This is a genomic window from Aciduliprofundum boonei T469 (assembly GCF_000025665.1).
In the GTDB taxonomy this organism is placed as follows: Archaea; Thermoplasmatota; Thermoplasmata; order Thermoplasmatales; family Aciduliprofundaceae; genus Aciduliprofundum; species Aciduliprofundum boonei.
On record NC_013926.1, the window covers coordinates 846,961 to 867,148 of the forward strand.

At 38.8% G+C, this 20,188-nt stretch carries 25 protein-coding genes and 3 tRNA genes; 14 read left to right on the plus strand and 14 right to left on the minus strand.

The features are described from left to right. The first annotated feature begins 49 nt into the window (after window positions 1-49). The 3 genes from ABOO_RS07900 (at window position 50) to ABOO_RS04480 (ending at window position 2,593) form a co-directional block, all read left to right on the plus strand. Window positions 50-247: a zinc finger domain-containing protein gene (locus ABOO_RS07900; RefSeq protein ID WP_394294948.1), complete on the plus strand. Its 198-nt coding sequence runs from the start codon at window positions 50-52 to the stop codon at window positions 245-247. A 9-nt stretch (window positions 248-256) separates the two neighbouring features. Continuing rightward, entirely contained in the window at window positions 257-523 is a 267-nt protein-coding gene (locus tag ABOO_RS04475) for an elongation factor 1-beta (protein WP_008086378.1), read from the plus strand. Between the two features lie 132 nt (window positions 524-655). Continuing rightward, on the plus strand, window positions 656-2,593 hold the full coding sequence (locus ABOO_RS04480; RefSeq protein WP_008086369.1) for an outer membrane protein assembly factor BamB family protein: 1,938 nt from the start codon (window positions 656-658) through the stop codon (window positions 2,591-2,593). On the opposite strand, the gene yjjX is transcribed toward ABOO_RS04480, so the two are convergent. Both yjjX and ABOO_RS04490 read right to left on the minus strand, forming a co-directional pair. Continuing rightward, the gene (gene yjjX, locus ABOO_RS04485) at window positions 2,568-3,530 is read right to left on the minus strand and encodes an inosine/xanthosine triphosphatase (protein ID WP_008086362.1); all 963 of its coding nucleotides are present in this window, start codon (window positions 3,528-3,530) and stop codon (window positions 2,568-2,570) included. The two genes, ABOO_RS04480 and yjjX, sit on opposite strands and share 26 nt — an antisense overlap. Window positions 3,531-3,539: 9 nt before the next feature. Then, window positions 3,540-3,806 (minus strand): DUF2116 family Zn-ribbon domain-containing protein, encoded by a 267-nt coding sequence (locus ABOO_RS04490; protein WP_008086389.1) that lies wholly within the window; start codon window positions 3,804-3,806, stop codon window positions 3,540-3,542. A gap of 103 nt (window positions 3,807-3,909) precedes the next feature. Between ABOO_RS04490 and ABOO_RS04495 the strand changes: the two genes are divergently transcribed. The 3 genes from ABOO_RS04495 to ABOO_RS04505 are packed head-to-tail and all read left to right on the plus strand — an operon-like array spanning window position 3,910 to window position 7,994. Further along, the gene (locus ABOO_RS04495) at window positions 3,910-6,324 is read left to right on the plus strand and encodes a right-handed parallel beta-helix repeat-containing protein (RefSeq protein ID WP_008086414.1); all 2,415 of its coding nucleotides are present in this window, start codon (window positions 3,910-3,912) and stop codon (window positions 6,322-6,324) included. Window positions 6,325-6,352: 28 nt separating this feature from the next. Further along, window positions 6,353-7,039, plus strand: coding sequence for an ABC transporter ATP-binding protein (locus tag ABOO_RS04500; protein ID WP_008086419.1), 687 nt, complete (start codon window positions 6,353-6,355; stop codon window positions 7,037-7,039). Between the two features lie 4 nt (window positions 7,040-7,043). Then, window positions 7,044-7,994 (plus strand): SufB/SufD family protein, encoded by a 951-nt coding sequence (locus ABOO_RS04505; RefSeq protein WP_008086406.1) that lies wholly within the window; start codon window positions 7,044-7,046, stop codon window positions 7,992-7,994. On the opposite strand, the gene ABOO_RS04510 is transcribed toward ABOO_RS04505, so the two are convergent. Genes ABOO_RS04510 through ABOO_RS04520 form a run of 3 tightly spaced genes read right to left on the minus strand, consistent with a single transcriptional unit; the run spans window position 7,983 to window position 9,291 of the window. Continuing rightward, window positions 7,983-8,558, minus strand: a complete 576-nt coding sequence (locus ABOO_RS04510; RefSeq protein ID WP_012997252.1) for a hypothetical protein — start codon at window positions 8,556-8,558, stop codon at window positions 7,983-7,985. The genes ABOO_RS04505 and ABOO_RS04510 overlap by 12 nt on opposite strands. A gap of 39 nt (window positions 8,559-8,597) precedes the next feature. Next, on the minus strand, window positions 8,598-8,804 hold the full coding sequence (locus ABOO_RS04515) for a ferredoxin (RefSeq protein ID WP_008086391.1): 207 nt from the start codon (window positions 8,802-8,804) through the stop codon (window positions 8,598-8,600). A 52-nt stretch (window positions 8,805-8,856) separates the two neighbouring features. Continuing rightward, window positions 8,857-9,291: a hypothetical protein gene (locus ABOO_RS04520; RefSeq protein WP_012997253.1), complete on the minus strand. Its 435-nt coding sequence runs from the start codon at window positions 9,289-9,291 to the stop codon at window positions 8,857-8,859. 78 nt (window positions 9,292-9,369) lie between these two features. Between ABOO_RS04520 and ABOO_RS04525 the strand changes: the two genes are divergently transcribed. Together ABOO_RS04525 and ABOO_RS04530 are read left to right on the plus strand one after the other, a co-directional pair. Beyond that, a tRNA-Arg gene (locus ABOO_RS04525) sits at window positions 9,370-9,444 on the plus strand. A gap of 18 nt (window positions 9,445-9,462) precedes the next feature. Further along, window positions 9,463-9,684 (plus strand): hypothetical protein, encoded by a 222-nt coding sequence (locus ABOO_RS04530; RefSeq protein WP_236614224.1) that lies wholly within the window; start codon window positions 9,463-9,465, stop codon window positions 9,682-9,684. On the opposite strand, the gene ABOO_RS04535 is transcribed toward ABOO_RS04530, so the two are convergent. Then, on the minus strand, window positions 9,685-10,338 hold the full coding sequence (locus ABOO_RS04535) for an SDR family NAD(P)-dependent oxidoreductase (RefSeq protein WP_008086421.1): 654 nt from the start codon (window positions 10,336-10,338) through the stop codon (window positions 9,685-9,687). A 72-nt stretch (window positions 10,339-10,410) separates the two neighbouring features. Between ABOO_RS04535 and ABOO_RS04540 the strand changes: the two genes are divergently transcribed. Beyond that, a complete protein-coding gene (locus ABOO_RS04540; protein ID WP_008086409.1) occupies window positions 10,411-11,547 on the plus strand; it encodes an amidohydrolase family protein in 1,137 nt (378 codons plus the stop codon). On the opposite strand, the gene ABOO_RS04545 is transcribed toward ABOO_RS04540, so the two are convergent. Then, complete coding sequence (locus tag ABOO_RS04545; RefSeq protein WP_008086425.1) at window positions 11,535-11,954, minus strand: bis(5'-nucleosyl)-tetraphosphatase; 420 nt, start codon at window positions 11,952-11,954, stop codon at window positions 11,535-11,537. The two genes, ABOO_RS04540 and ABOO_RS04545, sit on opposite strands and share 13 nt — an antisense overlap. Before the next feature lie 75 nt (window positions 11,955-12,029). On the opposite strand from ABOO_RS04545, the gene ABOO_RS04550 reads away from it, so the two are divergent. Next, window positions 12,030-12,896 (plus strand): MBL fold metallo-hydrolase, encoded by an 867-nt coding sequence (locus tag ABOO_RS04550; protein ID WP_008086427.1) that lies wholly within the window; start codon window positions 12,030-12,032, stop codon window positions 12,894-12,896. Here the strand turns inward: ABOO_RS04550 and ABOO_RS04555 are convergent. Then, complete coding sequence (locus ABOO_RS04555) at window positions 12,893-13,405, minus strand: ComEA family DNA-binding protein (protein ID WP_008086415.1); 513 nt, start codon at window positions 13,403-13,405, stop codon at window positions 12,893-12,895. The genes ABOO_RS04550 and ABOO_RS04555 overlap by 4 nt on opposite strands. Before the next feature lie 108 nt (window positions 13,406-13,513). On the opposite strand from ABOO_RS04555, the gene ABOO_RS04560 reads away from it, so the two are divergent. Next, window positions 13,514-13,598: transfer RNA gene (locus tag ABOO_RS04560), tRNA-Leu, on the plus strand. Between the two features lie 317 nt (window positions 13,599-13,915). On the opposite strand, the gene ABOO_RS04570 is transcribed toward ABOO_RS04560, so the two are convergent. Together ABOO_RS04570 and ABOO_RS04575 are read right to left on the minus strand one after the other, a co-directional pair. After that, a tRNA-Ala gene (locus ABOO_RS04570) sits at window positions 13,916-13,989 on the minus strand. A 23-nt stretch (window positions 13,990-14,012) separates the two neighbouring features. After that, window positions 14,013-14,774 (minus strand): RNA 2'-phosphotransferase, encoded by a 762-nt coding sequence (locus ABOO_RS04575; protein WP_008086365.1) that lies wholly within the window; start codon window positions 14,772-14,774, stop codon window positions 14,013-14,015. Between the two features lie 82 nt (window positions 14,775-14,856). On the opposite strand from ABOO_RS04575, the gene ABOO_RS04580 reads away from it, so the two are divergent. Continuing rightward, window positions 14,857-15,156: a metal-sulfur cluster assembly factor gene (locus ABOO_RS04580; protein WP_008086410.1), complete on the plus strand. Its 300-nt coding sequence runs from the start codon at window positions 14,857-14,859 to the stop codon at window positions 15,154-15,156. A 2-nt stretch (window positions 15,157-15,158) separates the two neighbouring features. Here the strand turns inward: ABOO_RS04580 and ABOO_RS04585 are convergent, their stop codons facing one another. Genes ABOO_RS04585 through purS form a run of 4 tightly spaced genes read right to left on the minus strand, consistent with a single transcriptional unit; the run spans window position 15,159 to window position 19,159 of the window. Next, window positions 15,159-15,809, minus strand: coding sequence for a hypothetical protein (locus tag ABOO_RS04585; RefSeq protein WP_008086393.1), 651 nt, complete (start codon window positions 15,807-15,809; stop codon window positions 15,159-15,161). A gap of 35 nt (window positions 15,810-15,844) precedes the next feature. Continuing rightward, on the minus strand, window positions 15,845-16,606 hold the full coding sequence (gene purQ / locus ABOO_RS04590) for a phosphoribosylformylglycinamidine synthase subunit PurQ (protein ID WP_008086418.1): 762 nt from the start codon (window positions 16,604-16,606) through the stop codon (window positions 15,845-15,847). Window positions 16,607-16,610: 4 nt separating this feature from the next. Beyond that, window positions 16,611-18,917, minus strand: a complete 2,307-nt coding sequence (gene purL, locus ABOO_RS04595) for a phosphoribosylformylglycinamidine synthase subunit PurL (protein WP_012997256.1) — start codon at window positions 18,915-18,917, stop codon at window positions 16,611-16,613. Beyond that, window positions 18,914-19,159 carry a phosphoribosylformylglycinamidine synthase subunit PurS gene (gene purS, locus ABOO_RS04600; RefSeq protein ID WP_008086373.1) on the minus strand — a complete coding sequence of 82 codons (246 nt, stop codon included), beginning with the start codon at window positions 19,157-19,159 and terminating at the stop codon, window positions 18,914-18,916. Before purS ends, purL begins: the two co-directional genes overlap by 4 nt. A gap of 80 nt (window positions 19,160-19,239) precedes the next feature. Between purS and ABOO_RS04605 the strand changes: the two genes are divergently transcribed. Then, the gene (locus tag ABOO_RS04605) at window positions 19,240-19,524 is read left to right on the plus strand and encodes a hypothetical protein (RefSeq protein WP_008086387.1); all 285 of its coding nucleotides are present in this window, start codon (window positions 19,240-19,242) and stop codon (window positions 19,522-19,524) included. After that, entirely contained in the window at window positions 19,521-20,180 is a 660-nt protein-coding gene (locus tag ABOO_RS04610; protein ID WP_008086396.1) for a 16S rRNA methyltransferase, read from the plus strand. The genes ABOO_RS04605 and ABOO_RS04610 overlap by 4 nt, the downstream gene beginning before the upstream one ends. Window positions 20,181-20,188: the final 8 nt, after the last annotated feature.

Here is a 20,188-nt window from a genome sequence, read left to right on the forward strand (position 1 = left end):
AGAATATGAATTTGTAAAAGAATAAAGTTTCTATCCATAACCTTTTTAAATGAAGCCCCAATACCCTCTAACAGGTGAGACTATGGAAGAGACAATAGAGTTCTGCACATCCTGCGGGAGAGGACTGGATGAAGGTTCGGTGGTTTTTCATTGTCCTAATTGTGGGGCTTTGATTGCAAGGTGCAATCGGTGCCGTGAGCAGAGCATACCTTACAAATGTCCAAATTGCGGATTTGAGGGACCATGAGGTGATAAAATGGGAGATGTTTTGGTAACATACAAGATAATGCCCGAAGGCGTGGATGTTGATTTTGAAAAGATGAAAGAAGAGGTAAAAAAGAAAGTGGGAACTTTGGGCAAGATAGCCGAATTCGATTTACAGCCCATTGCCTTTGGCTTAAAGGCCCTTGTTGTAAAGGTAATTGTTAAAGACGAGGGCGGCATTGCTGATAAGATTGAAGAGGAATTTAACAAGATAGAGAATGTGCAGGGAGTAGTTATTGAGGAAGTCACACTGATTTAATTTTTAAACCACTCTTTTTTACTCCTTTCAATTTTTGATTTGGTCATAAACTTTAGAGAACTTTTTATATGATAAGTTTTAAGTATTTTAAAGTTTTTTGGAGAAAAGTAAAATAAACTTGAGGTGGGAATAATGAAAGGAAATGTGGTTGGAATAGCAGTTCTTGTGATCTTGGCCCTGATGTTGATACCTCTTATACCAAGTGTGCATAGTACTAGTGCCAGTACAGATGCAGAAGTTACGGTTATCTTTCAGTTTGGAAATCAGCAGGTTATGAGTACTAATATTGTATTGCCTCAGGATAATCATACGGCTATAAAAGCCACAGAATTGGCTGCGCAGCAGTTAGGTTTGCAGCTTGATTACTCGTGGTCAAGTTATGGGGCTTATGTGTATCAAATTGGTTGGGAAGAGAACAATTGGTCAGGCACTGGCTATTATTGGCATTTAATGGTTTGGCAAAATGGAAGTTATGAATGGCAAAACAGCAATGTGGGAGCAAGTTCACTTATACTCCATAACGGAGAAGTTATTTCTTGGGTATATACTGCTGACAATCCTAATTGGGTACCCTATGAGGGCTCGCTAGCTTATCCTGGACATTACAATGTTTGGGCCACTCCTAGGGGAAACACAAATAACACTGCTACGGGCTTTTATAATGTAACTGCAAGTGATTTAATATGGAAATTTAAAGGGCAATCTCAGTGGGGCTTTTCATCCACTCCTGTATTTGGAGATGGAAGAGTATTCGTAGCTGATGATAATGCTTTGTATGCTCTTGGAATTAATGGTGAACTGATTTGGAACAATTCTAAAGGTGCAGCTGGCTATTATGGAATAGCCTCGCCTACTCTCTACGGAAATTATGTAATCATTGGTACACTAGATAGATATGTGAGAGCATTCTATATAAACAATGGTACAGTTGCCTGGGAAACATATATCGGTGAGGATATAACTTCTGCTCCTGTGGTTGATATAGTTAATAAGGTTCCAATGGTATTTGTAGCCACATTCAATTTAAATTCTACGGGAAAATTATACGCTCTCTATTTGGAAAACGGTACAATTGCCTGGAATCTTACCCTTATGGGCAGCAATTACTTTGGAATTCCGGCAATAAATGGGGGGAAGATTATAGTACCAATTGCAGGTATAGAAGATACGAATTATAACTGGGAGCCACCCTATGGAATTGAATGTATAAATGAGAATGGAACTTATGCTTGGAATTATACCAGTAGCAGTTCGGTGAGAAGCACTCCTGCAATTGAAAACGGAAGAATCTATTTTGTTACCACTGGAGGGGAGCTTATCTCATTGAGTATGAATGGTAGTGAGATCTGGAGTTATCCAATAGGGACCTCTACATCTTCTCCTTCAATACATAATGGGATAATCTATGTGGGCAATTACAGTGGATATCTCTGTGCAATAGAGGATGAGGGTGCATCTGCATCTTTGATGTGGGATGTAAAACTAAATGGACCAATTCAAGCAGGGGTTGTATATTCTTCAGGCAAAATAATTGCGGTTACAAATACAAATGATGGGACTCTCTATGTATTCAACTCTACGGGTTATAAGATATTGAATTACACACCCCAACCTGAAAATTACATATTGTCTTCTCCGATAATCGCAGATTCATATGTGCTTGTAGCGTCAAACAATGGTTATCTCTACGCATTTGGAGATAACTCTACCCTGCCCCAAATCAACTCTGTATTCCATGAAACAGCATATGTTGGACAGCCAATAAGAGTACTGGTAAATACAACGCAGGAGTACCAGGCTATACTTTACTACAAAAATGTGTCTGGGGATGAATACCATGCAGTATGGATGAACTATACAAATGGAGAATATGTGGGCTACATTCCTCCTCAGAACACTACTGGTATTGTTTATTATTATGTGACTCTCGTTGATTCCAATGGAAATTCTATAAGCTCATCTCTACAAACTGCCCAGGTTAATCAAGAGGTGCCAGAGTTCAGTTATATTCCAGTGTTGATAGTTGCCCTTGTTGCCATCTTGCTCATAAGAAATAAAGTTCGTGGCTGATGCGCGGGATCATGGCCATCAGAACAGCTTGAGCGTTGAACTCTTCCCTTTTTATTTTTCCCTTACTTAAATATCCTATTGCTCCCATCTTTTTCTTGATATCTTTTATTCCAGAGATTACCTCCATAGCATCTCCCACTTCCATACCTTTCTTTACCATTTCAATAACCTTTGGAGGATATGTAAAGCCGCCAGAATAGCCGTATGTAAAGTTACCATATCTATCCAAAATTGCGCAAAATGCTTTGTCAAAGTACTCTTTTATCTCTTCATTCCAGAAAAGTCCTGCTTCAATACCCACGCTGTAATCAGCATCCTGCAATGCTTTTTTTGCTCTGTTTATTGCTCCTTTTATCGTCTCTCCGTTCACAGGCTGGGGGGATACATCCGAGTCCACGGAAATGCCCTTGACTTCAATTTCGAATGTAAATATACTTTCAAATACCCTCCTTACTGCGTTAATTTTTGAGGGGTTGGTTGAGCCTACATTTATCTTTAGCGGTTTCAATCTCTTTCCATTCCCATCAATGTCCCCTTCCCTGATTCTTCTTGAAGATATGGGTAAAAGATCCTCACCGTAAAATATTGGTATTTTCACAATTTCCATTTTTTTCATGCCCTTCTTTTCTCTCAATTCATTTATCTCCTCTGCAGTTTGAAGGGTTTCGGGGGAAACAACGATAATGTCAAAATCCTCTTGGAGTGTTGGACCATACTTATCGTTGATTTCCACAATCTTATATGGTTTTGAAAAACTCTTGATGAAATCTTCAACTTTTCTCTTTCTATCCTCGAAATTGACACTACAATCCCTTTTAAAGTTATCGGTAGTGATGCCAATTAGTACGAAATCTCCAAGTTCAAAGGCCTTTTTTAGCAACTCTCTATGCCCTTTGTGCAGGAACTCGAAAGTTCCGCCCATAACCACTCTTTTCATTTTATCCCATTAGGGATGTCCCATTGAGAACATCAATATTATTAGCAATATTCCCAAGAACAGAAGCCAGATGTAAGTGAATCTCTTCTTTTTCTTAACCATATTGTTCCACTCATCCTCGCATTTTTTGGAGCAAAATGTTTTGTCTGGAGGGATTGCTATACCACAGTTTAGGCAATGTTTGTGGGGTGTGAGTTCATGAATTTCCCTTTTAATTCCATTAATTTCGAATTTCAAATTTTCTATCTCTTCCATTAAATCCTCAAGTTCTACCATACAATTCCCTAATGAGTTTAAGGATTTATAATCATCGGTGCGAAAAAATCTTGGAAAGGTATTAATATAAGCGTTATTATGTTAAATTATGGGGAGATTTGGTATGATTGTAATAACTGTGCTCTTTGCTATAATTCTAATTTTTAATTTTCCAGTTGTATCTTTGCATACCTATGGGAATTCTGAGAGCACGATAATTTACTCTTCTATAATCATTCACAACGATACAGAGTTTATAGAGATGGCAGAAAAGATGAAATGGCAAGGTAATGGAAGTGCTAATGCACCTTACATAATTGAGAATTATAGCATCATTCCTATGATGGGGATGGATGGAATATCAATTCAGAATGTTACATTTTATTTCATAATCAAAGATGTTGTTGTGTTTTATGCGTATGTACCCTCTAAGAATGTGATCACTGCTGGCATAAGATTGAATAATGTGAGCAATGTGGTTATTGAGAAATTCACATCGCAAAGCAATAAGATAGGAATTTACATAGCAAATTCTTCAAATATAAGTGTAAAGAATTGCGAATTTTTAAATGGAGATATGGGCATTTATCTCTATAACTCCACACATACCAGATTTTATTTTGATAATTTTTCAGGTGTGAATAAAAATAGCATGTACATTTATTCATCCAAAGATGCAGTTGTGGAGCGTAATAAATTTTTAAATGTAGGTGTGGGAGTATTTGGAAAGTATAGCAAAGAAATTAGGATAGAGAAAAATTATTTTGATAAAGGAGAGGCATTTTCTGCAGTTTGGTACTCCCAAAATGTGAGTGTGGAGAACAACACTATCTATGACTATAGATATGAGGGAATAGTATCAAGAATATCCGAGCATGTTAAAATCGTTGGTAATAAACTGGCTATAAGGGAAAAAAGGCCTCTGGATAAATGGAGCATCCATGGCATTGATCTTTACTCTTCAAATTTCACGATAGTTAAGGATAATAAAATTGTTGGGAATTATTCTCAGGTTGATGGAATCCGGGTAAAGGGGAGTGGAAATATAACTTTCAACGAAAATTATATATTGAGAAACGGAAATGGAATCTATGGTCTTCTTTCTTCACATATCTCAATAGAAAATAATGAAATTTCATTCAATAAAGGGGAAGGTATGAAGATTTTTTATGTATCTTCTTCAATTATTAGGGACAACAATATAACGCATAATCATGGCATAGGTATTTCGTTAGATAGATCTTTTGGGAATGTTATTACTGAAAATCTATTGCTCTTTAATTATTTAGGGATTAAAGGTAACATTTTAAATAGTTGTGGAAAACCCAACCTAATTTACAATAACTCATTTTATTATAACGATGGCAGTGGAGATTTTTATAATTCTTGGCATATCCAAGCATGGGATGAATGCACCATAGATCATTGGAACACGAGCAAGTACGGCAACTACTGGCAAGATTGGGCATCCAAGAATGATTCAAATGGGGATGGTATTATTGATGAGCCCTACCTTCTCATAGCTTCTAACAACAAAAAGGTATACGATTATCATCCGCTAAAGTATCCACCGAGGTATTATTGCATAGAACCCACTACACCAAGGAAGTTGAGGGTTGAGATAGGCACGGGCTATTTGAACTTAACTTGGCTCAGGCCTGTGGGGAATGGAACAGCGCCTTTAAGAGAATACAGAATTTATCGTAATAATGTCTCAATAGCTACCATTTCGTCCAATCATCTTTATTACAACGATTCCTCAGTAAAAAATGGAGTTGAATATAGCTACTATATAACTGCAGTAAATGCCTACGGAGAGAGTGCCAAGAGTAATATAGCTCATGGGATTCCTGGCATACCATCGCAACCACTGAATCTAACAGCTTACGGTGGCTATGGATACATAAATTTGACATGGAAAGAGCCGAAAAGGATAGGTGCTTCGCCTATTTTGTACTATAAAATTTACAGAGTAATTCCTCCTCCTTTTCCGCCTTGTCCTCCTGTGCCGGGATGGAAGCCGCCTAAAAAGCTAATTGCTGTGGTGCCAGGAACTCAGCACTATTATAATTACACAAATGTAACCAATGGCAAATCTTACATTTTTGTTGTAAGTGCAGTTAATTTGGCAGGAGAGGGACCGGCGAGCAAGAGCGTTTCTACAACACCTGGAAGAGTTCCTAGCTCTCCTTTGAATTTGAAGATAGTGATTAAGGATGGATATGCTAATTTAACTTGGGACACTCCAAAAAATACTGGTGGAGGAATAGAAGAATACAAGGTATATTGCAATGGAAAATTGATAGGCAGGGTGTATTACAAAGAACATTACTTCCTTTACAAGCTTCCATCCTCTGGCAAGTATGTATTTTATGTTACTGCCGTGAATTTCAAGGGAGAGAGCGAGCCGAGCAATGTGGTAAGAATTTTGTATTTGGAGAGAACATCTTTGCAGTATAAAGGAGAGATAGTTGTATCCTTAGCTCTCATTATTTTAGCTTTAATCGCAGGATTTATAGCAAAAAGATCCAAGAAATAATTTATAATATTGCAACGATTTACCTCTGATGCTTAAAGTTGAAAATTTAAGACTCGTGCGTGAGGGTAAGGAGATTTTGAAAGGTGTTAATTTTGAAATTGCCCAAAATGAAATTCATTTAGTCCTCGGGGTTAATGGCTCAGGAAAAACTACTTTGGCACAGGCAATAATGGGGATATATCCCTGTGATGGTAGAATAATCTTTGAAGGTAAAGACATTACGAATCTTTCGGTTTGGGAGCGTGCCAGGATGGGAATAACCCTTGCATTTCAGGAGCCTGCAAGATTTGAAGGCCTTTTGGTTAAGGATTATCTTATGGTGAGTGCTAAAACCAAGAGTATGAGCAAATTAGAGGAGATAATAAAGATGGTTGGTTTGCCAAGAAACATTTTATTTCAAGAGGTGGGTGAGAATTTAAGTGGGGGAGAGAGAAAAAGAATAGAACTTGCATCAGTACTCTTAATGGAGCCTAAGCTCGCTATGTTGGATGAGCCAGATAGTGGGATAGATATGCTGTCTTTCAGATTAATTTCAGAGGTTATAAAGAGGATGAAGGGTATGGGTACATCTGTTATGCTTATAACCCATAGCGAAGAGATGATAGATATAGCTGATCGAGCTACAATTTTATGCTCTGGTAAAGTTGTTGCCAGTGGGGAGCGGGAGGAGATAAAGAAATTGTTTAAGTACTCACCATGTCCTTTGAAGAGGTGATTATATGGAAGAGTTTATACAAAATGAGTATAAAGCATTGGTAAGATATTACGAGTCTGCGGGGGGAGATACTAAAGCTCTAGGTTCCAAGGATTATGCCTCGATGGTTATAAATGAAAATAAAGTATTGGCCAAGAATAGTACGAAAGGGATCATAATAGAAGCAAATAAAATTAAAAATGGGATTTATGCTCGCATCAGGATAAAAAAGGGATACAAATCCAAAAATCCAGTGCATTTGTGTTTTGGTATGCTACCGCGGGAAGGAAAGCAGTACATTAAAACAGAAATATTGGCGGAGGAAGATAGCGAGGTAAAATTTTTGGCCCACTGTATTTTTCCAAATGCTGTTAAGGTAGAGCACATCATGGATGCCAATGTGATAGTGGAAAATAGGGCCAAGGTTGAGTATGAAGAGGTTCATTTTCATGGCAAATTAGGTGGAGTTAAAGTAATGCCTAAAACTCGAGCTATTGTTGGGAAGGGAGGTGCATATAATAGTTCATTCGTAATAAAAACTGGACGAGCAGGTTTTGTGGATATAGATTATGAAGTTCACATTGGTGAGAATGCAAAAAGTATGCTATTGACAAAAATATATGCCAGGGAGGATGATTTAATCAAGGCAAATGAGAGTGTAATCTTGGAGGGAGCGCACTCTTCTGGCGTGATAAAAACTAGAATGGCACTAAGGGATAAAGCTAAAAGCGAAGTTATTGGTAAGACCGTGGGCTTAGGATCATATTCTAGAGGTCATGTAGATTGTACTGAGATAATTATGGATGATGCTGAAGCTATTGCGTCCCCGGTTGTGATAGCAAAAAATCCCAAGGCTAAAGTGACTCATGAAGCAGCTATAGGTAGTGTTGACAAAAAACAGCTTTTAACCCTTATGGCAAGGGGATTAACTGAAGAAGAGGCCATAGATGTGATTGTTGGGGGATTACTTAAATGAAACTTTTCTGGGGCAGTATTTAACTTTGCAGTAGTTGCATACAATTTTTTGTTTATCGATTTCAGAGGTGTGTAATGTTATTGTATCTACTCCATCAAGTTTTCTTATTTCTCCCATAGCATCCATATCTATTGGTTTTTCAAGTACGATGGTTAACTTACTCTTATCCAATAATTGCCTCTCACCTATTATTTGGCGTACTTCGCAAGAAGCATCGCTTAATATTTTAAAAATCTTCTCAATTAAGCAGCCATATTTTGGCTTTTTAAAATCGATTTCAAGAACCTCCCATCCCATTATGGGTGCTACTTTTGAAAGGGATAATTTTGGCTCTAATCTTTCAAATATGTTTCTAAGTTCGTATGTTTTCTCTATGTACTCTATGGTGTGATACACTATTTTTCTATTCACACCTGCAACTTCTGCTATGGAGTTTACGGGGACATCTACATTTCCAACATACAATTTTGAATTGCGTACAGAAATTCCCAGAGTGATAAGAAGCTCGGCCACCTTCTTTCTTGCCGGGAAATTTTTAAAATACTCCTCAACGATAAGAAGCATAAAAAGGAAAAGTAAAGGGGTTTAATAAATTTTATTGATTTATTCGATTTGTTCCATTGTTATGCAGCTTACTGGGCAAGAATCCACTGCCTCTTGGACGCAGTCCTTAAGGTCATCGCCTATCTCTGGTTTTATGACTACACTCTTTCCCTCATCGTCCATTTCAAACACATCAGGGCATAGGCTAGCGCAAATACCGTCACCAATGCAGGTATCCCTATCAACTGTAACTTTCCACTTTCCCATTTATATCACCGATGGGGGAAAATGATAGAGAGTATAAAAATTTTCTCTTAAATCAACGCTTTGCCGCTAACCCTAAAAAAGAGATTACGAGTCCAGCTATTTGAGTGTACAGAAATATGTTTTTCCAAATATTTACAGAGTGTATTTCCTTCTCCTCTGTTAACCAGTAACTCAGTTCAAAACTTCCTATGCTAACTGCAGATACTTTTTTTATTTTCATATAAACTTCTTCTCCTGGAGTATAGCCTGTTATTTTATTGTAGGCAAATACCTTTAAATGCCCATCTAGTACTATCACTGTTATATTTAAGTTGTTTATGTATGTGATTTGTGTTATTGTTCCATAAACAGTTAGGGAATCACCATCCTTGTATTCATCTGACACCACATTCTTAGCAGGCTGATATATGTAAGTTGGAAATATGATTGAAGATATTAGGGCAATTAGAATAAGAACAAGTCCGAAGACGACTATTGATGTTCTCATCAATTGCAAGTATGTTATTCTATTATATTTTTCTTTTCCCAAGCGAATTTTTTATAAGGGAAATTCCAATACACTATGGGGCGCGTGGCCTAGCCAGGATATGGCGGCAGCCTCCTAAGCTGCAAGTCGCGGGTTCGAATCCCGCCGCGCCCGCTGATGAAATGCGTTTTTATGGATTCGGAGGGTATATGTCATGGGAGGTACAAGGGATTTAAATGCATAGAGGAGAAATGTGAGGATTATGGAAAGTACATAGTACCAGATGGAATATGTGCCTACTGGCGCGATGGATATTGTAAGAAATTGCATATATTTACCTGTGATGGTAAAAATAAAGAATGCCCGTATTACAGAGAATACATAGGAGAGGAAGAGAGATACATTTTTGAATGATTATACTTTAATGCAATCTCCTGTTCTTCCATTTTTTATGGCTCTGTATACCACATTAGCTACCTTTTCTGGTGGGTCTGCTGGTATATAGCCGTGTATTCTTCTTAGCATATCCGTATCGGTAGGTCCAGGAGCCACACAGATTACCTTTACTGCGGGATACAATTCTTGAGCAAGGGATTTTGTAAGTGCTATAATGGCGGATTTAGAAGCACAGTATGGAGCTGCGTTTGCCATTGGCTCAATACCAATAATTGAAGATATGTTAACTATCACCCCTTCTCTCATTATATCTAGAACGGAACGAATCATATTGAAAGTTCCAAATACATTCACCTGAAATATCCTCTCCCACTCGCTTGGAAGGGTTCTAATTAATGGCTTTACATCATAAACGCCTGCGTTATTCACTAAAATTTCTATATCTCCCAATTTTTTTGCCTCTTCAATTATTCTTTGAGCATCTTCATATTGGCTAACATCTCCCCTTACCATAATTGCCTTTCCGCCCATGCTTTTAATGGTGGCTACAACTTTCATTGCCCTTTCTTCATTATGCAAATAATTTACAACTATTGCATACTCTTCGGCAAGCTTTATTGCTGTAGCTCTCCCTATCCCTCGGCTTGCGCCTGTTACTATTGCCACTTTCATATTTGAAAATCTCATTAAGATATTTAATATTGCTTACGAAAAATTAATGCATCATCATGCAATTACACTTTTATGAAGGCTATAAAAGCGAACCTGCTCTATGATGGCACAGGAGCAAAGGCAAAGAAAAATGTGTATATTCTTTTTGATGGTGAAAAAATCGTGGATATCTCGAAGGATAGAAAAGGTGCCGAAGTCGTAGACGAGGGAATTGTTACACCCGGATTCGTGGACCCGCACTGCCATATAGGTATGGCGAGGAGCGGCGAGCCGTATCAAGAAGATGAGACCAACGAGGAGATGAACGCAATTTATCCTTTGGTGAATGCGATTCACTCAGTGTACATGGATGATCCAGCATTTAGAGAGAGCGTAGAATTCGGAGTTTTATACTCGCACATCATGCCGGGAAGCGGAAATATTATCGGAGGGAGAACCGCGTTAATAAGAAATTTCGCCCGTGACATAGGGGATGCGTTCATCGAGAACATAGGAATAAAGGCAGCCTTAGGTTATAACCCACGGAGCACAACATCGTGGAAGGGAACGAGACCCAGCACGAGAATGGGCGCAATCGCCATGCTCCGCGAGGAACTGATCAAGGCGAAGAAGACAAAGGCGCTTTTGAAGAAAAAGAAAAAAATAAAAGAGGAAATAGAACCCCTGACGGACATATTCATCGACATCCTCGATAAGAAATTGCCGCTCATGGTACACGTACACAAGGAAGACGACATAATCACCCTGATGAACTTAGTGGACGAATTCGGAATTCGAGCAGTCATCAACCATGGGTGCGATGTGCATTCTCCAGAACTTTGGGAAAAAGTCAAGAAGAAAAAAATGGACGTAATTTACGGGCCAGTGGATTCTTTCTCATACAAGGTGGAATTGAAGAACGAGAGCTGGAGGAATATAAGGTACATAGTAGAATCCGGGCTGAAGTTCGCCGTAATGAGCGATCACCCTGTGGTACTCCAGAGGAATCTGTATCTGCAGCTGCGCTTTTTCCGCCGCTTCGGAATGAGCAAGGAAGAAGCAATAGCGCTCATCTCGGGCAACGCCGCGGACATTATCGGTGCGAAGAACATAGGCAAGGTGAAGAAGGGTTATCTCGCCTCCCTAGTAGTATGGAATGGGGACCCGTTCAGCTTGGATTCTTATCCTGTGCATGTGATTGCCGAGGGCCAAACGGTCTACGAAGAATAGCCTAAGTTTTGCAGGAATAAATGCGCTTTCATCAGTACTTTTTTTGATAGGTCGTAGGTAATCCTGTTTAAAGCATCTTCATAGCTTAGCCAAGCGTAGCCATCGTGCTCGTAAGAGAGCCTTACTTCTTCTTTCTCTGTTATTCCCAAAAAATATACGACCTTCTTTTCAATCAACATACCATGCTCCTTGAAATGATACTTGATTATTTCATTAAATCCGAATAATATTTCAATCTCTAATCCTGTTTCTTCAAAAATCTCTCTCTTTGCAGCCTCAACATCTTTTTCACCCTTTTCTACATGTCCTTTTGGAAAATCCCAATGTCCCGTAGGATAATGCAAGAGTAAGTATTTTTTGATTTTTGGATTGAACACAACAGCACCAGCAGACCTCTCTCGGCGCATATTTTAAAATTCCATTTAAAACTTATATTTTTCGCCCTTGGAAAGTAATAAGTAATATGCAGATATTCAAATACTATGGAACGGATGGATTTCATCAAAATTTATGTTCTTGCCGAAGATTTTGCAGGATATTCCAGCAGGTTCTGGGCTCAGCATGGCATATCTTTTCTTTTAGAACTACACCGAGGAAACAGAGTGGATTTCATTTTATTTGACACTGGCACACATCACATTCCACTGCTCAACAATGCTCATCTTTTGAGATTGGATTTGAGCAAGGTGCGGAGTATTGTTTTATCTCATAGCCATTACGACCACACCGGGGGAATGATAGGAGTTATAAAAGAAATAAAGGATGCTAAAATATTTGCACATCCTGATATTTTTAAGGAATCATTTGCGATGGATGATGAGCCTAGATATATAGGACCCCCGGCGAATATGAAAGAAGAAGTATTGAAATATGGTGGAATGTGGGAGCTAAGTAGAGAGCCGGTTGAGATATTACCAGGAGTTTGGACATTGGGGGAATTAAGGCAGGAGGAAAGGGAAGAATTTGAGAGAATGAAAGATACGAAGGTGTTTATGAAGAAGAATGGAAAACTTGTGCCAGATTATATGGAAGATGAAATGGGTCTTGTGGTGAATCTTAAAGAAGGTATTGTGGTCATTGGTGGTTGCTCACATCCCGGAATAATTGGGATGACAAGGCGTGCTATTGAGATAAGCGGTGAGGATAATGTACTAGCTGTTATTGGAGGTTTCCACTTAGTTAATGCCAGTGATGAGAGGATAGAAAAAACTGCAAAGGAATTTTTGAAAATAGGAGTTAATGATATTTACACGGGACATTGTACAGGATTGATGGCTGAATGTACATTTTACAAATATTTTGGCAAGAAATTTCATAAGCTTCACGCAGGCGTGGTAATTTCTATTTAATGAGCTTCTCTAATGCACCAGAATCTTGCTTGTAATCTTGAGAGTCTCTTCTCTCCTATTCCTCTTACTTTTCTGAGCTCTTCCATGCTCTCATAGGGCCTGTTTTCCATTATTCTTATAGCCAGTTTTTTGCCTATTAGGGAGGTTGAAAGTAGTTCCTCCAATGGGCATACATTTATCTCTCTCTTCAATTTTTTCCATTTTTCATCATTCCCGAATTCCATCTTCTCATCCTTAAGGGCAAGGAGATGTGCTTCATCCACATTATATCCCTCAGCACGATGAGCAATCTCTCTAAGCTCGTGGAACAGTATGTATTTTTCATAATCTCTGAAGGCGTCACTGATCCATATTTCGTTTAAGGGTATTCCTAATCTCAGGGCTGCTGGCGGATATATCTCTTTACCTTCATAAATAACCCTATAGAATGCAATGTAATCCTTAATCTCCTCGTGTGGAATATACACAATTTTGTAGCCTAACTCTTCAGCTAGTTCTCTTGGCTCCATAAGTGTAAAGCAAGTTTGAGATATATTTATTTTCATTGCAATATGACTAAATGGATGTAAATGTCAAAGCGAAAGATAAATTAATATGTTCTCTATAATCTCAAGAGAGCGGGGGTTGTCGAGCTTGGCCAAAGGCGCTGGCTTGAGGGGCCAGTCCCGTAGGGGTTCCTGGGTTCAAATCCCAGCCCCCGCACTAAGTTAAATGGGGGATTATTTGCCTTTATGATGAAGCCATTTGTGGCTTTTTATAGTGAAAATCCCTAAGCTGTTTTTCCTTGTAGATGGAATTTTTATTAGGGAAAATTCTGTTTTTAGGAACCACCAGCGAGTTCCTAAAAGCCCCTTAAAAAAAGGTGCCATAGCCCTGCTAAAGCAGGGCGTGTTTGCATCTTCCGATGCTCGTTTATTCCCAAACACAGTAGTTTTTATCTCCTGCAACCTTTTTAAAAATTTTCTTTTGGGCTGAAGCACTTTTCTTTTTAATAAAAGGGCTCTAAGAAAGGGGCTTAATGGACCGGGCGGGATTTGAACCCGCGGCCTCTGCCTTGCAAGGGCAGCGATCTTCCGGGCTGATCTACCGGCCCATAGCTGGAGGTAATCTAAATAACTATTTTAAACTTTTTTCTTGCTTTTTCTCCAGCTCTCTCTGTAATTTTTTCTCTCTCCTTCTCTTCTCCTCTTCAATTTTTTCCAACTCTTCTTCCGGAATTTCAATATCTATTTTTTCAGATATATTTATAAACTCTGGTGGAATTTGGGATGCAATAAACACTGTTTTAGCAGCCCGGTATATTTGATGTCCATTCTCTATGGCTTTTTTCGTATCAATTTCTAAAATTATAGGTTCTTCAACCCTGTGTAAACCTGCAATATAAGCATCTCTATATGTTTTGCTTAGATGCACCCATTTCCTGTCTCCTGGCTGAAGACCAATTTCTTTTATATACTCATACTCCTCCTCTGTTGTGGGATAATACAACTTTTCAGGAATGTTATCTGTGGGTAAATCTGACAAATCAACTTTTATAGAATGCCCGTAGGTTGCCCTAACCCTCTTATTCTCCATATCAAGTTGATATCTTCCCTTATCGTCTGTGAGTACAATTGCAATTATGTGTTTATCCTTTAACCATCTGAACCTTGGATGCCTTCTCTTTATCCCCTTTACGATTTGATAAATATCTGCCCATCCACTATCGTCAAGCTTCACACCAAACCTCTCTGGAAAATGTCTTAAAATGCCTGCAAGCATTCTACTTATGGCGGTGAGTTCCCAATCATTAAGCAGAAACTTCCCCTCCTCACCACAGATTGGACAAACATCACCACGAAATGGACCATGTTTTTCACATTCTCTAAGTTGTACCATTATTACCACCTCACGAGGAAATAGCAAGCAAGATATAAATGTTATCCGCAAATTTAAATAGGTAGTTGTAATCTTTGCGAATATGGTCACAGAGAAAGAGGTGTGGAATGCCCTTAAAAAAGCCATAGATTTTGAGTTAGGAGTGGATGTTGTTAATCTTGGATTGATTTATGAAGTGAAGGTTATTGATGGTAAAAAGGTGTATATTAAAATGACATTAACTACCCCAACTTGTCCCCTTGCTAATGCGATTATAGCAGATGTATATAGACATGTAAAATCGCTAGAAGGAGTTGAAGATGTGGATATTGAAGTTACTTTTGACCCTCCTTGGAGTCCAGATATGATGTCCCCAGAAGCAAAAAAATTGCTCGGTATGTAGATTTATTTTATTAGGGCAGAGAAATACAGAAGTCCTAGGACCACGAGAGATAGATTTATAAATGGTAGGATATATTCATTTTCCTTTATTTGGAGTATGAATAACAAGGAGAAGGATATTACTGCAACTCCTCCAATTATGAAGTATAACACTTTTTTTCTAAGTTCTTTTTCTATGTTTCTATATATTATGAGCAAATTCCAAAGGCCAACTATAAAATATGTTGCGAGGAATAGAGAGTATAAAATCAGAGAATGAAAACTAAAAATCGAAACCCAACCAAAATGTGTGTATTTTACATTTTCTATTAAATATTCATATGAAAATATGACTAAGAAAACTATTGGTAAAAAGGATAAGATTGCCATACTCTTACTCCAGCCAATTTTAAGATAATAGGTGAAAAGCAAAAAGAAATAGGCAGCTAGGGCTAGAAAGGAAGGAGAAAGCTTTGCCATCCAAAGAGCTATGTTATAATTCCCTGCAAATTTAATCACTTCCATAACACTATAAATGAATAAAGAGAAAGTCATAAAAGAGAACAAATAATGAGAAGCGTCTCTATCATTTTTAAAGAGCAGTATGTATAATGATATGAAAAGAAAAAGCAATGCATTTATTATCGTAGCAATTACACCCAGAGGATCTTCCATATCTCTACCCCACCTCTAAATCATTAACACCATATTTAATGCTTTCTCTCTATAATGGACTTAAATATCCAGAAACCATCTCCTCTTGCCCTTTCTTTTCTACTCCAGTCGGGATGCTGATAGGGAAAGAACGCTCTCTCCGGATGTGGCATAATGCCCAATACATTTCCCTGTGGATTAGTTATGGCAGCTATATCTTCCATAGAACCGTTTGGATTCCAAGGATAATGTGCTTTAGAACCATCTGGTTCTATGTATTTAAATGCAATTTGCTTGTTCTCAATAATCCTTTCCATTATTTTTTTATCCGTAACAAATTTTCCCTCGGCATGGGCTACTGGAAGAGATATAATATCTGGCACATCCTTGGTGAATATGCTGTCATTTTCCTTTTTTAAATATGTCCAGCGACATTCAAATTTATTTGAGTCATTTATCATCAGAGCTGCTTCTGGCTTTTCACTTATACCATCAACAGCTGGAAGGAGGCCGAGTTCAATTAGAACTTGGAAACCATTGCAAACGCCAATGATTATCTTCCCCTCATCCACGAAATTTTTTAATTCCCTCATAGCAATGGCCTTTAATCTGGCAGCAAATATGGCCCCTGCACGAACATAATCTCCAGCAGAGAATCCGCCGGGGATGAATAAAATATCATAATTCTCCAAAACCTTCCTTCTATTCTTTAGGAGATTTAAATGCAGATATTCTACCTCCTGTCTCAATTCTTTAAACGCTGTGTAACTCTCTTCTTCGCAATTTGTTCCTTCAATCTGAAGTATAGCTACTCTCATCTCCTCACCCCAAATAATCTTTTAGGGCACTACGCCAAGATTCTCTCAGGATATTCGTATGTATATTGAACAGCCAACGATTTCCGTCCCTTATCTTTAAATTCTCTCCCCCAACTAATCCAATTTTCCTAGCTTTTACTATTTTCTCGAATTCTTCCTCTTCTTCTTTCTTGACTTCACATATCCATCTAGTTGGACTCTCGGAGAACAGCTTGAAATCTGCACGCATAAAGCCCATAGAAGAGAGATCTATCTCTGCTCCCATCTTCCCCCCTATGCTCATCTCTGCAAGTGCAACAGCTAAACCTCCATGCGATACATCATGGCAAGATGCAATTAAATTCTCATTCATAGCTTTCAATATCTCTTCCATTCTATCTTTGAGTTCTTTTAGATTCACCTTGGGGACTATTGTGCTCTTTGCACCTATGAGCTTATAATACTCGCTGCCTCCCATTTCCTCTTTGGTTTCTCCCACGAGGTATATTGAATTTCCCTCTTTTTTGAAGTCTGTGCTAATTGCTTTCCTTATATCACCAATTATCCCAACTGCCATGAGCACAGGTGTAGGAGGTATATTCTTTCCAAATGCTTCGTTGTAAAAACTCACATTTCCAGATACATAGGGTATGCCAAGAAATCGGGCAGCATCGCCCAACCCACGGCAAGCTTCATGGAATTCCCCCATTATTTCTTCTCTCTCGGGATTTCCAAAATTTAGTCCGTCTGAAAAACTATGGGGGCGGGCACCAACGGCCACAAGGTTTCTTATGGCTTCATCCACTGTGTAAAGTGCACTTTGGTAAGCATCTATCTTTCCCATCTGGGGATTTGCCACTGTGGTTATTGCCAACCCCTTCCAAGAATCTTTTAGGGGTTTTATTATGGCTGCATCCCCGTGGGTTTCGTGGTTGATTATTCCCTGTAAAGGTTTAAGCACCGTCCTGCCTTGAACCTCATGGTCATATTGCCTAATTATCCACTCCTTGCTCCCTATGTTGTAAGAGCTTAGAAGGGATAAAAGCACATTTCTGTAATTTGGCTCTGTGGGAATTTCCTGCATTTTTTCAATTTTTTTAATTTTATAAGGCCTTTCATATTCAACTCCTGCAGTCACAAATTCAAGGGGTAAATGCACGATGCGTTTTCCATACCAGTAAATATCAAGGTAATCACCTTCTACACTCTGCCCTATTATGCTCATCTCAATATCCCATTTATCACAAATTTCTCTTAACTTTTCAATATCTTTTTCCTCAACTGCAAGGAGCATTCTCTCCTGCGATTCACTTACCCAAATCTCCCATGGAGCCATATCCTTCTCCTTCAATAACACTTTATCCAAGTGCACTTCAGCTCCAACTCCCCCAGTATGGCACATCTCACCAATCACGCTTCCTAAACCTCCGCCGCCAAGGTCTTTCATGCCCTTTATTATCCCTGCATCGTTTGCCTCTAAAATTGCGTGAATTAATGGCTCTTTTATTATTGGATTACCGAGCTGTACGGCCTGCCTCTCCTCTTCGCTCTTCTCACTTAATATTTTCGAGGCGAAATTCACGCCATGGATCCCATCTCTCCCTGTGCGTCCTCCCATAAGCACAAATTTCAATCCTGCCTTGCTCACCACGCTTCTCACGATTTTATCCTTTCTAACTATCCCCAAGCATCCCGCATTTACCAATATATTGTTAACAAAATCTTCGTGGAAATATGTTATGCCCGCTACCGTTGGTATTCCGACCCTGTTGCCGTAGTCCCTTATCCCAGCTATCACCCCTTGCATAAGGTATAGGGGATGCTTTATCCCCGGATTGAGTTTCTCATAGGGATAATCTGGAGGTCCGAAGAATAGAGGATCAACGAGGGCTATGGGCTTTGCACCCATATTCAGCACATCTCTTATTATTCCTCCAACTCCCGTGGCCGCACCTCCGTAGGGCTCTACAGCGCTTGGATGGTTATGGCTCTCTATTTTAAAAACATAGGCGTAATCTTCATTGAATTCAACAACGCCAGCATCATCCTGCATGACTATTAGGGCATGCTTGGACGGTATGCCAAATATGTACTTGCGAAGCACTGGCTTGGATGATTTGTATGAACAATGCTCGCTCCATCCCTGCGCTATGGCATGTATTTCAATATCTGTGGGATTTCTTCTAAGAGAGACAAAAAATTCCTGTAGTTTTTTCATTTCCTCTAAGCTCAAAGCTAGTCCCAAGCTCTCATTTATCTCCTTGAGATCCTTCTCGCTTGCGTTTAAAATCTCAATTTCATAAACCTTTGGAGCTATTCCCCTCGCTCTCATATCTCCTCAACCCTAAATTCGTAATCGTGTATTATGGGATTTACAAGGAGTTTTTTTATCATCTCCTCCACTTCTTTCTTTCCATCCTCCAGTGATAAATCAAGATATATTTCATAGAGTTTTGCCACCTTAACCTCTTTTATTCCCTCAAAATTCAGGAGTTCTAAACTGTGCTTAATTGTCTTTCCCTCAGGGTCATCAACACCCTCTTTGAGCTTTACAATTATCGTGGCTTTAAGCATATTTGCTATATGCGAAAGTTGTACTTAACTCTTTTAGAAAGATTTAATTACCTTACCAATTTACGGAATTTGTGGTAAAAATGTATGTGGTATTCAAATTCAAGGGTGAGGATGCGAAGATGAGAGAAATGTACCAAGATGATTTAGTTGGGAGGCAAACTATAATCAAGAGAGATGCTAAATCTTTAGGATTAGACGGGAAAGAAGTGTATATAGTCGTTGAGGGCTCTTCTGATGCCATAGAGAGAGCAAAGGAGATTGCAGAGGATTTCATAATTAAGGGTGAAGAGGCGGGAAAGATATACAGGAAAATAAAAGAAAGCGAGGAAGAAGCATCCTTTGGTATGGGGGCAATATTCGGATGATGCACTTAATTCTTGCAGATTCTGAGCTTGAGCTTGTGCCTCAGGCAATACAAGGACATCCTGCGATTGTAAAACATGCGAAGATGAGAAAGAAAAAACCCTCCCGTATATTGCTTGATTCCACTTATCATCATCAGGCCATAAGAAGCAAGTATGCTGCGGAGGCGGAAAGAAGAGGAAGGCCAGATATTGTTCATTTCTTTCTTATGAATGCCCAAGAATCGTTGTTGAATTATGAAGGGAAGTTGAGGGTTTATGTGCACACTAGAAACAACGATGTTATTCGCATCTCTCCAGAGACGAGATTGCCTAAATCCTACAACAGATTTGTTGGGTTAATGGAGCATGTTTTTCAGAACAAGTATGTGCCAGATAAGGAGAATCCTTTGCTTACCTTGGAGAAGATGAGCTTGCGTGCCTTGGTAGATGAGATAGGAAATAAAGCAGTAGTGCTCTCAGAGAAAGGAAAAAAAGTGAATTTGAAAGAATATGATATTCCTGAAGATATTACATTCATAATAGGCGGTTTTCCAAGTGGAGATTTTTTGAGTAATGTGAATTTTGCCGATGAAATTGTATCCATCTATGATGGCACTTTGATGGCTTGGGTTGCCGCTTATGAGGTCATAGCAAGGTACGAAAATTTGTATCTTTAAGGAAAATT

What these genes read in the sequence shown, in the direction of transcription:
- ABOO_RS07900 (WP_394294948.1), top strand. Translation starts at nt 50, where the DNA reads ATGAAGCCCCAATACCCTCTAACAGGTGAGACTATGGAAGAGACAATA.
- ABOO_RS04575 (WP_008086365.1), bottom strand. Translation starts at nt 14,774, where the DNA reads ATGGTACAACTTAGAGAATGTGAAAAACATGGTCCATTTCGTGGTGAT.
- ABOO_RS04510 (WP_012997252.1), bottom strand. Translation starts at nt 8,558, where the DNA reads ATGCTTCTTATCGTTGAGGAGTATTTTAAAAATTTCCCGGCAAGAAAG.
- ABOO_RS04585 (WP_008086393.1), bottom strand. Translation starts at nt 15,809, where the DNA reads ATGGAAGATCCTCTGGGTGTAATTGCTACGATAATAAATGCATTGCTT.
- ABOO_RS04545 (WP_008086425.1), bottom strand. Translation starts at nt 11,954, where the DNA reads ATGCGCCGAGAGAGGTCTGCTGGTGCTGTTGTGTTCAATCCAAAAATC.
- ABOO_RS04520 (WP_012997253.1), bottom strand. Translation starts at nt 9,291, where the DNA reads ATGAGAACATCAATAGTCGTCTTCGGACTTGTTCTTATTCTAATTGCC.
- ABOO_RS04475 (WP_008086378.1), top strand. Translation starts at nt 257, where the DNA reads ATGGGAGATGTTTTGGTAACATACAAGATAATGCCCGAAGGCGTGGAT.
- ABOO_RS04550 (WP_008086427.1), top strand. Translation starts at nt 12,030, where the DNA reads ATGGAACGGATGGATTTCATCAAAATTTATGTTCTTGCCGAAGATTTT.
- ABOO_RS04495 (WP_008086414.1), top strand. Translation starts at nt 3,910, where the DNA reads ATGATTGTAATAACTGTGCTCTTTGCTATAATTCTAATTTTTAATTTT.
- ABOO_RS04555 (WP_008086415.1), bottom strand. Translation starts at nt 13,405, where the DNA reads ATGGAGCCAAGAGAACTAGCTGAAGAGTTAGGCTACAAAATTGTGTAT.
- ABOO_RS04610 (WP_008086396.1), top strand. Translation starts at nt 19,521, where the DNA reads ATGATGCACTTAATTCTTGCAGATTCTGAGCTTGAGCTTGTGCCTCAG.
- yjjX (WP_008086362.1), bottom strand. Translation starts at nt 3,530, where the DNA reads ATGAAAAGAGTGGTTATGGGCGGAACTTTCGAGTTCCTGCACAAAGGG.
- ABOO_RS04530 (WP_236614224.1), top strand. Translation starts at nt 9,463, where the DNA reads ATGGATTCGGAGGGTATATGTCATGGGAGGTACAAGGGATTTAAATGC.
- purQ (WP_008086418.1), bottom strand. Translation starts at nt 16,606, where the DNA reads ATGAGAGTAGCTATACTTCAGATTGAAGGAACAAATTGCGAAGAAGAG.
- ABOO_RS04535 (WP_008086421.1), bottom strand. Translation starts at nt 10,338, where the DNA reads ATGAAAGTGGCAATAGTAACAGGCGCAAGCCGAGGGATAGGGAGAGCT.
- ABOO_RS04505 (WP_008086406.1), top strand. Translation starts at nt 7,044, where the DNA reads ATGGAAGAGTTTATACAAAATGAGTATAAAGCATTGGTAAGATATTAC.
- ABOO_RS04580 (WP_008086410.1), top strand. Translation starts at nt 14,857, where the DNA reads ATGGTCACAGAGAAAGAGGTGTGGAATGCCCTTAAAAAAGCCATAGAT.
- ABOO_RS04515 (WP_008086391.1), bottom strand. Translation starts at nt 8,804, where the DNA reads ATGGGAAAGTGGAAAGTTACAGTTGATAGGGATACCTGCATTGGTGAC.
- ABOO_RS04480 (WP_008086369.1), top strand. Translation starts at nt 656, where the DNA reads ATGAAAGGAAATGTGGTTGGAATAGCAGTTCTTGTGATCTTGGCCCTG.
- ABOO_RS04605 (WP_008086387.1), top strand. Translation starts at nt 19,240, where the DNA reads ATGTATGTGGTATTCAAATTCAAGGGTGAGGATGCGAAGATGAGAGAA.
- purL (WP_012997256.1), bottom strand. Translation starts at nt 18,917, where the DNA reads ATGAGAGCGAGGGGAATAGCTCCAAAGGTTTATGAAATTGAGATTTTA.
- ABOO_RS04540 (WP_008086409.1), top strand. Translation starts at nt 10,411, where the DNA reads ATGAAGGCTATAAAAGCGAACCTGCTCTATGATGGCACAGGAGCAAAG.
- ABOO_RS04490 (WP_008086389.1), bottom strand. Translation starts at nt 3,806, where the DNA reads ATGGTAGAACTTGAGGATTTAATGGAAGAGATAGAAAATTTGAAATTC.
- ABOO_RS04500 (WP_008086419.1), top strand. Translation starts at nt 6,353, where the DNA reads ATGCTTAAAGTTGAAAATTTAAGACTCGTGCGTGAGGGTAAGGAGATT.
- purS (WP_008086373.1), bottom strand. Translation starts at nt 19,159, where the DNA reads ATGCTTAAAGCCACGATAATTGTAAAGCTCAAAGAGGGTGTTGATGAC.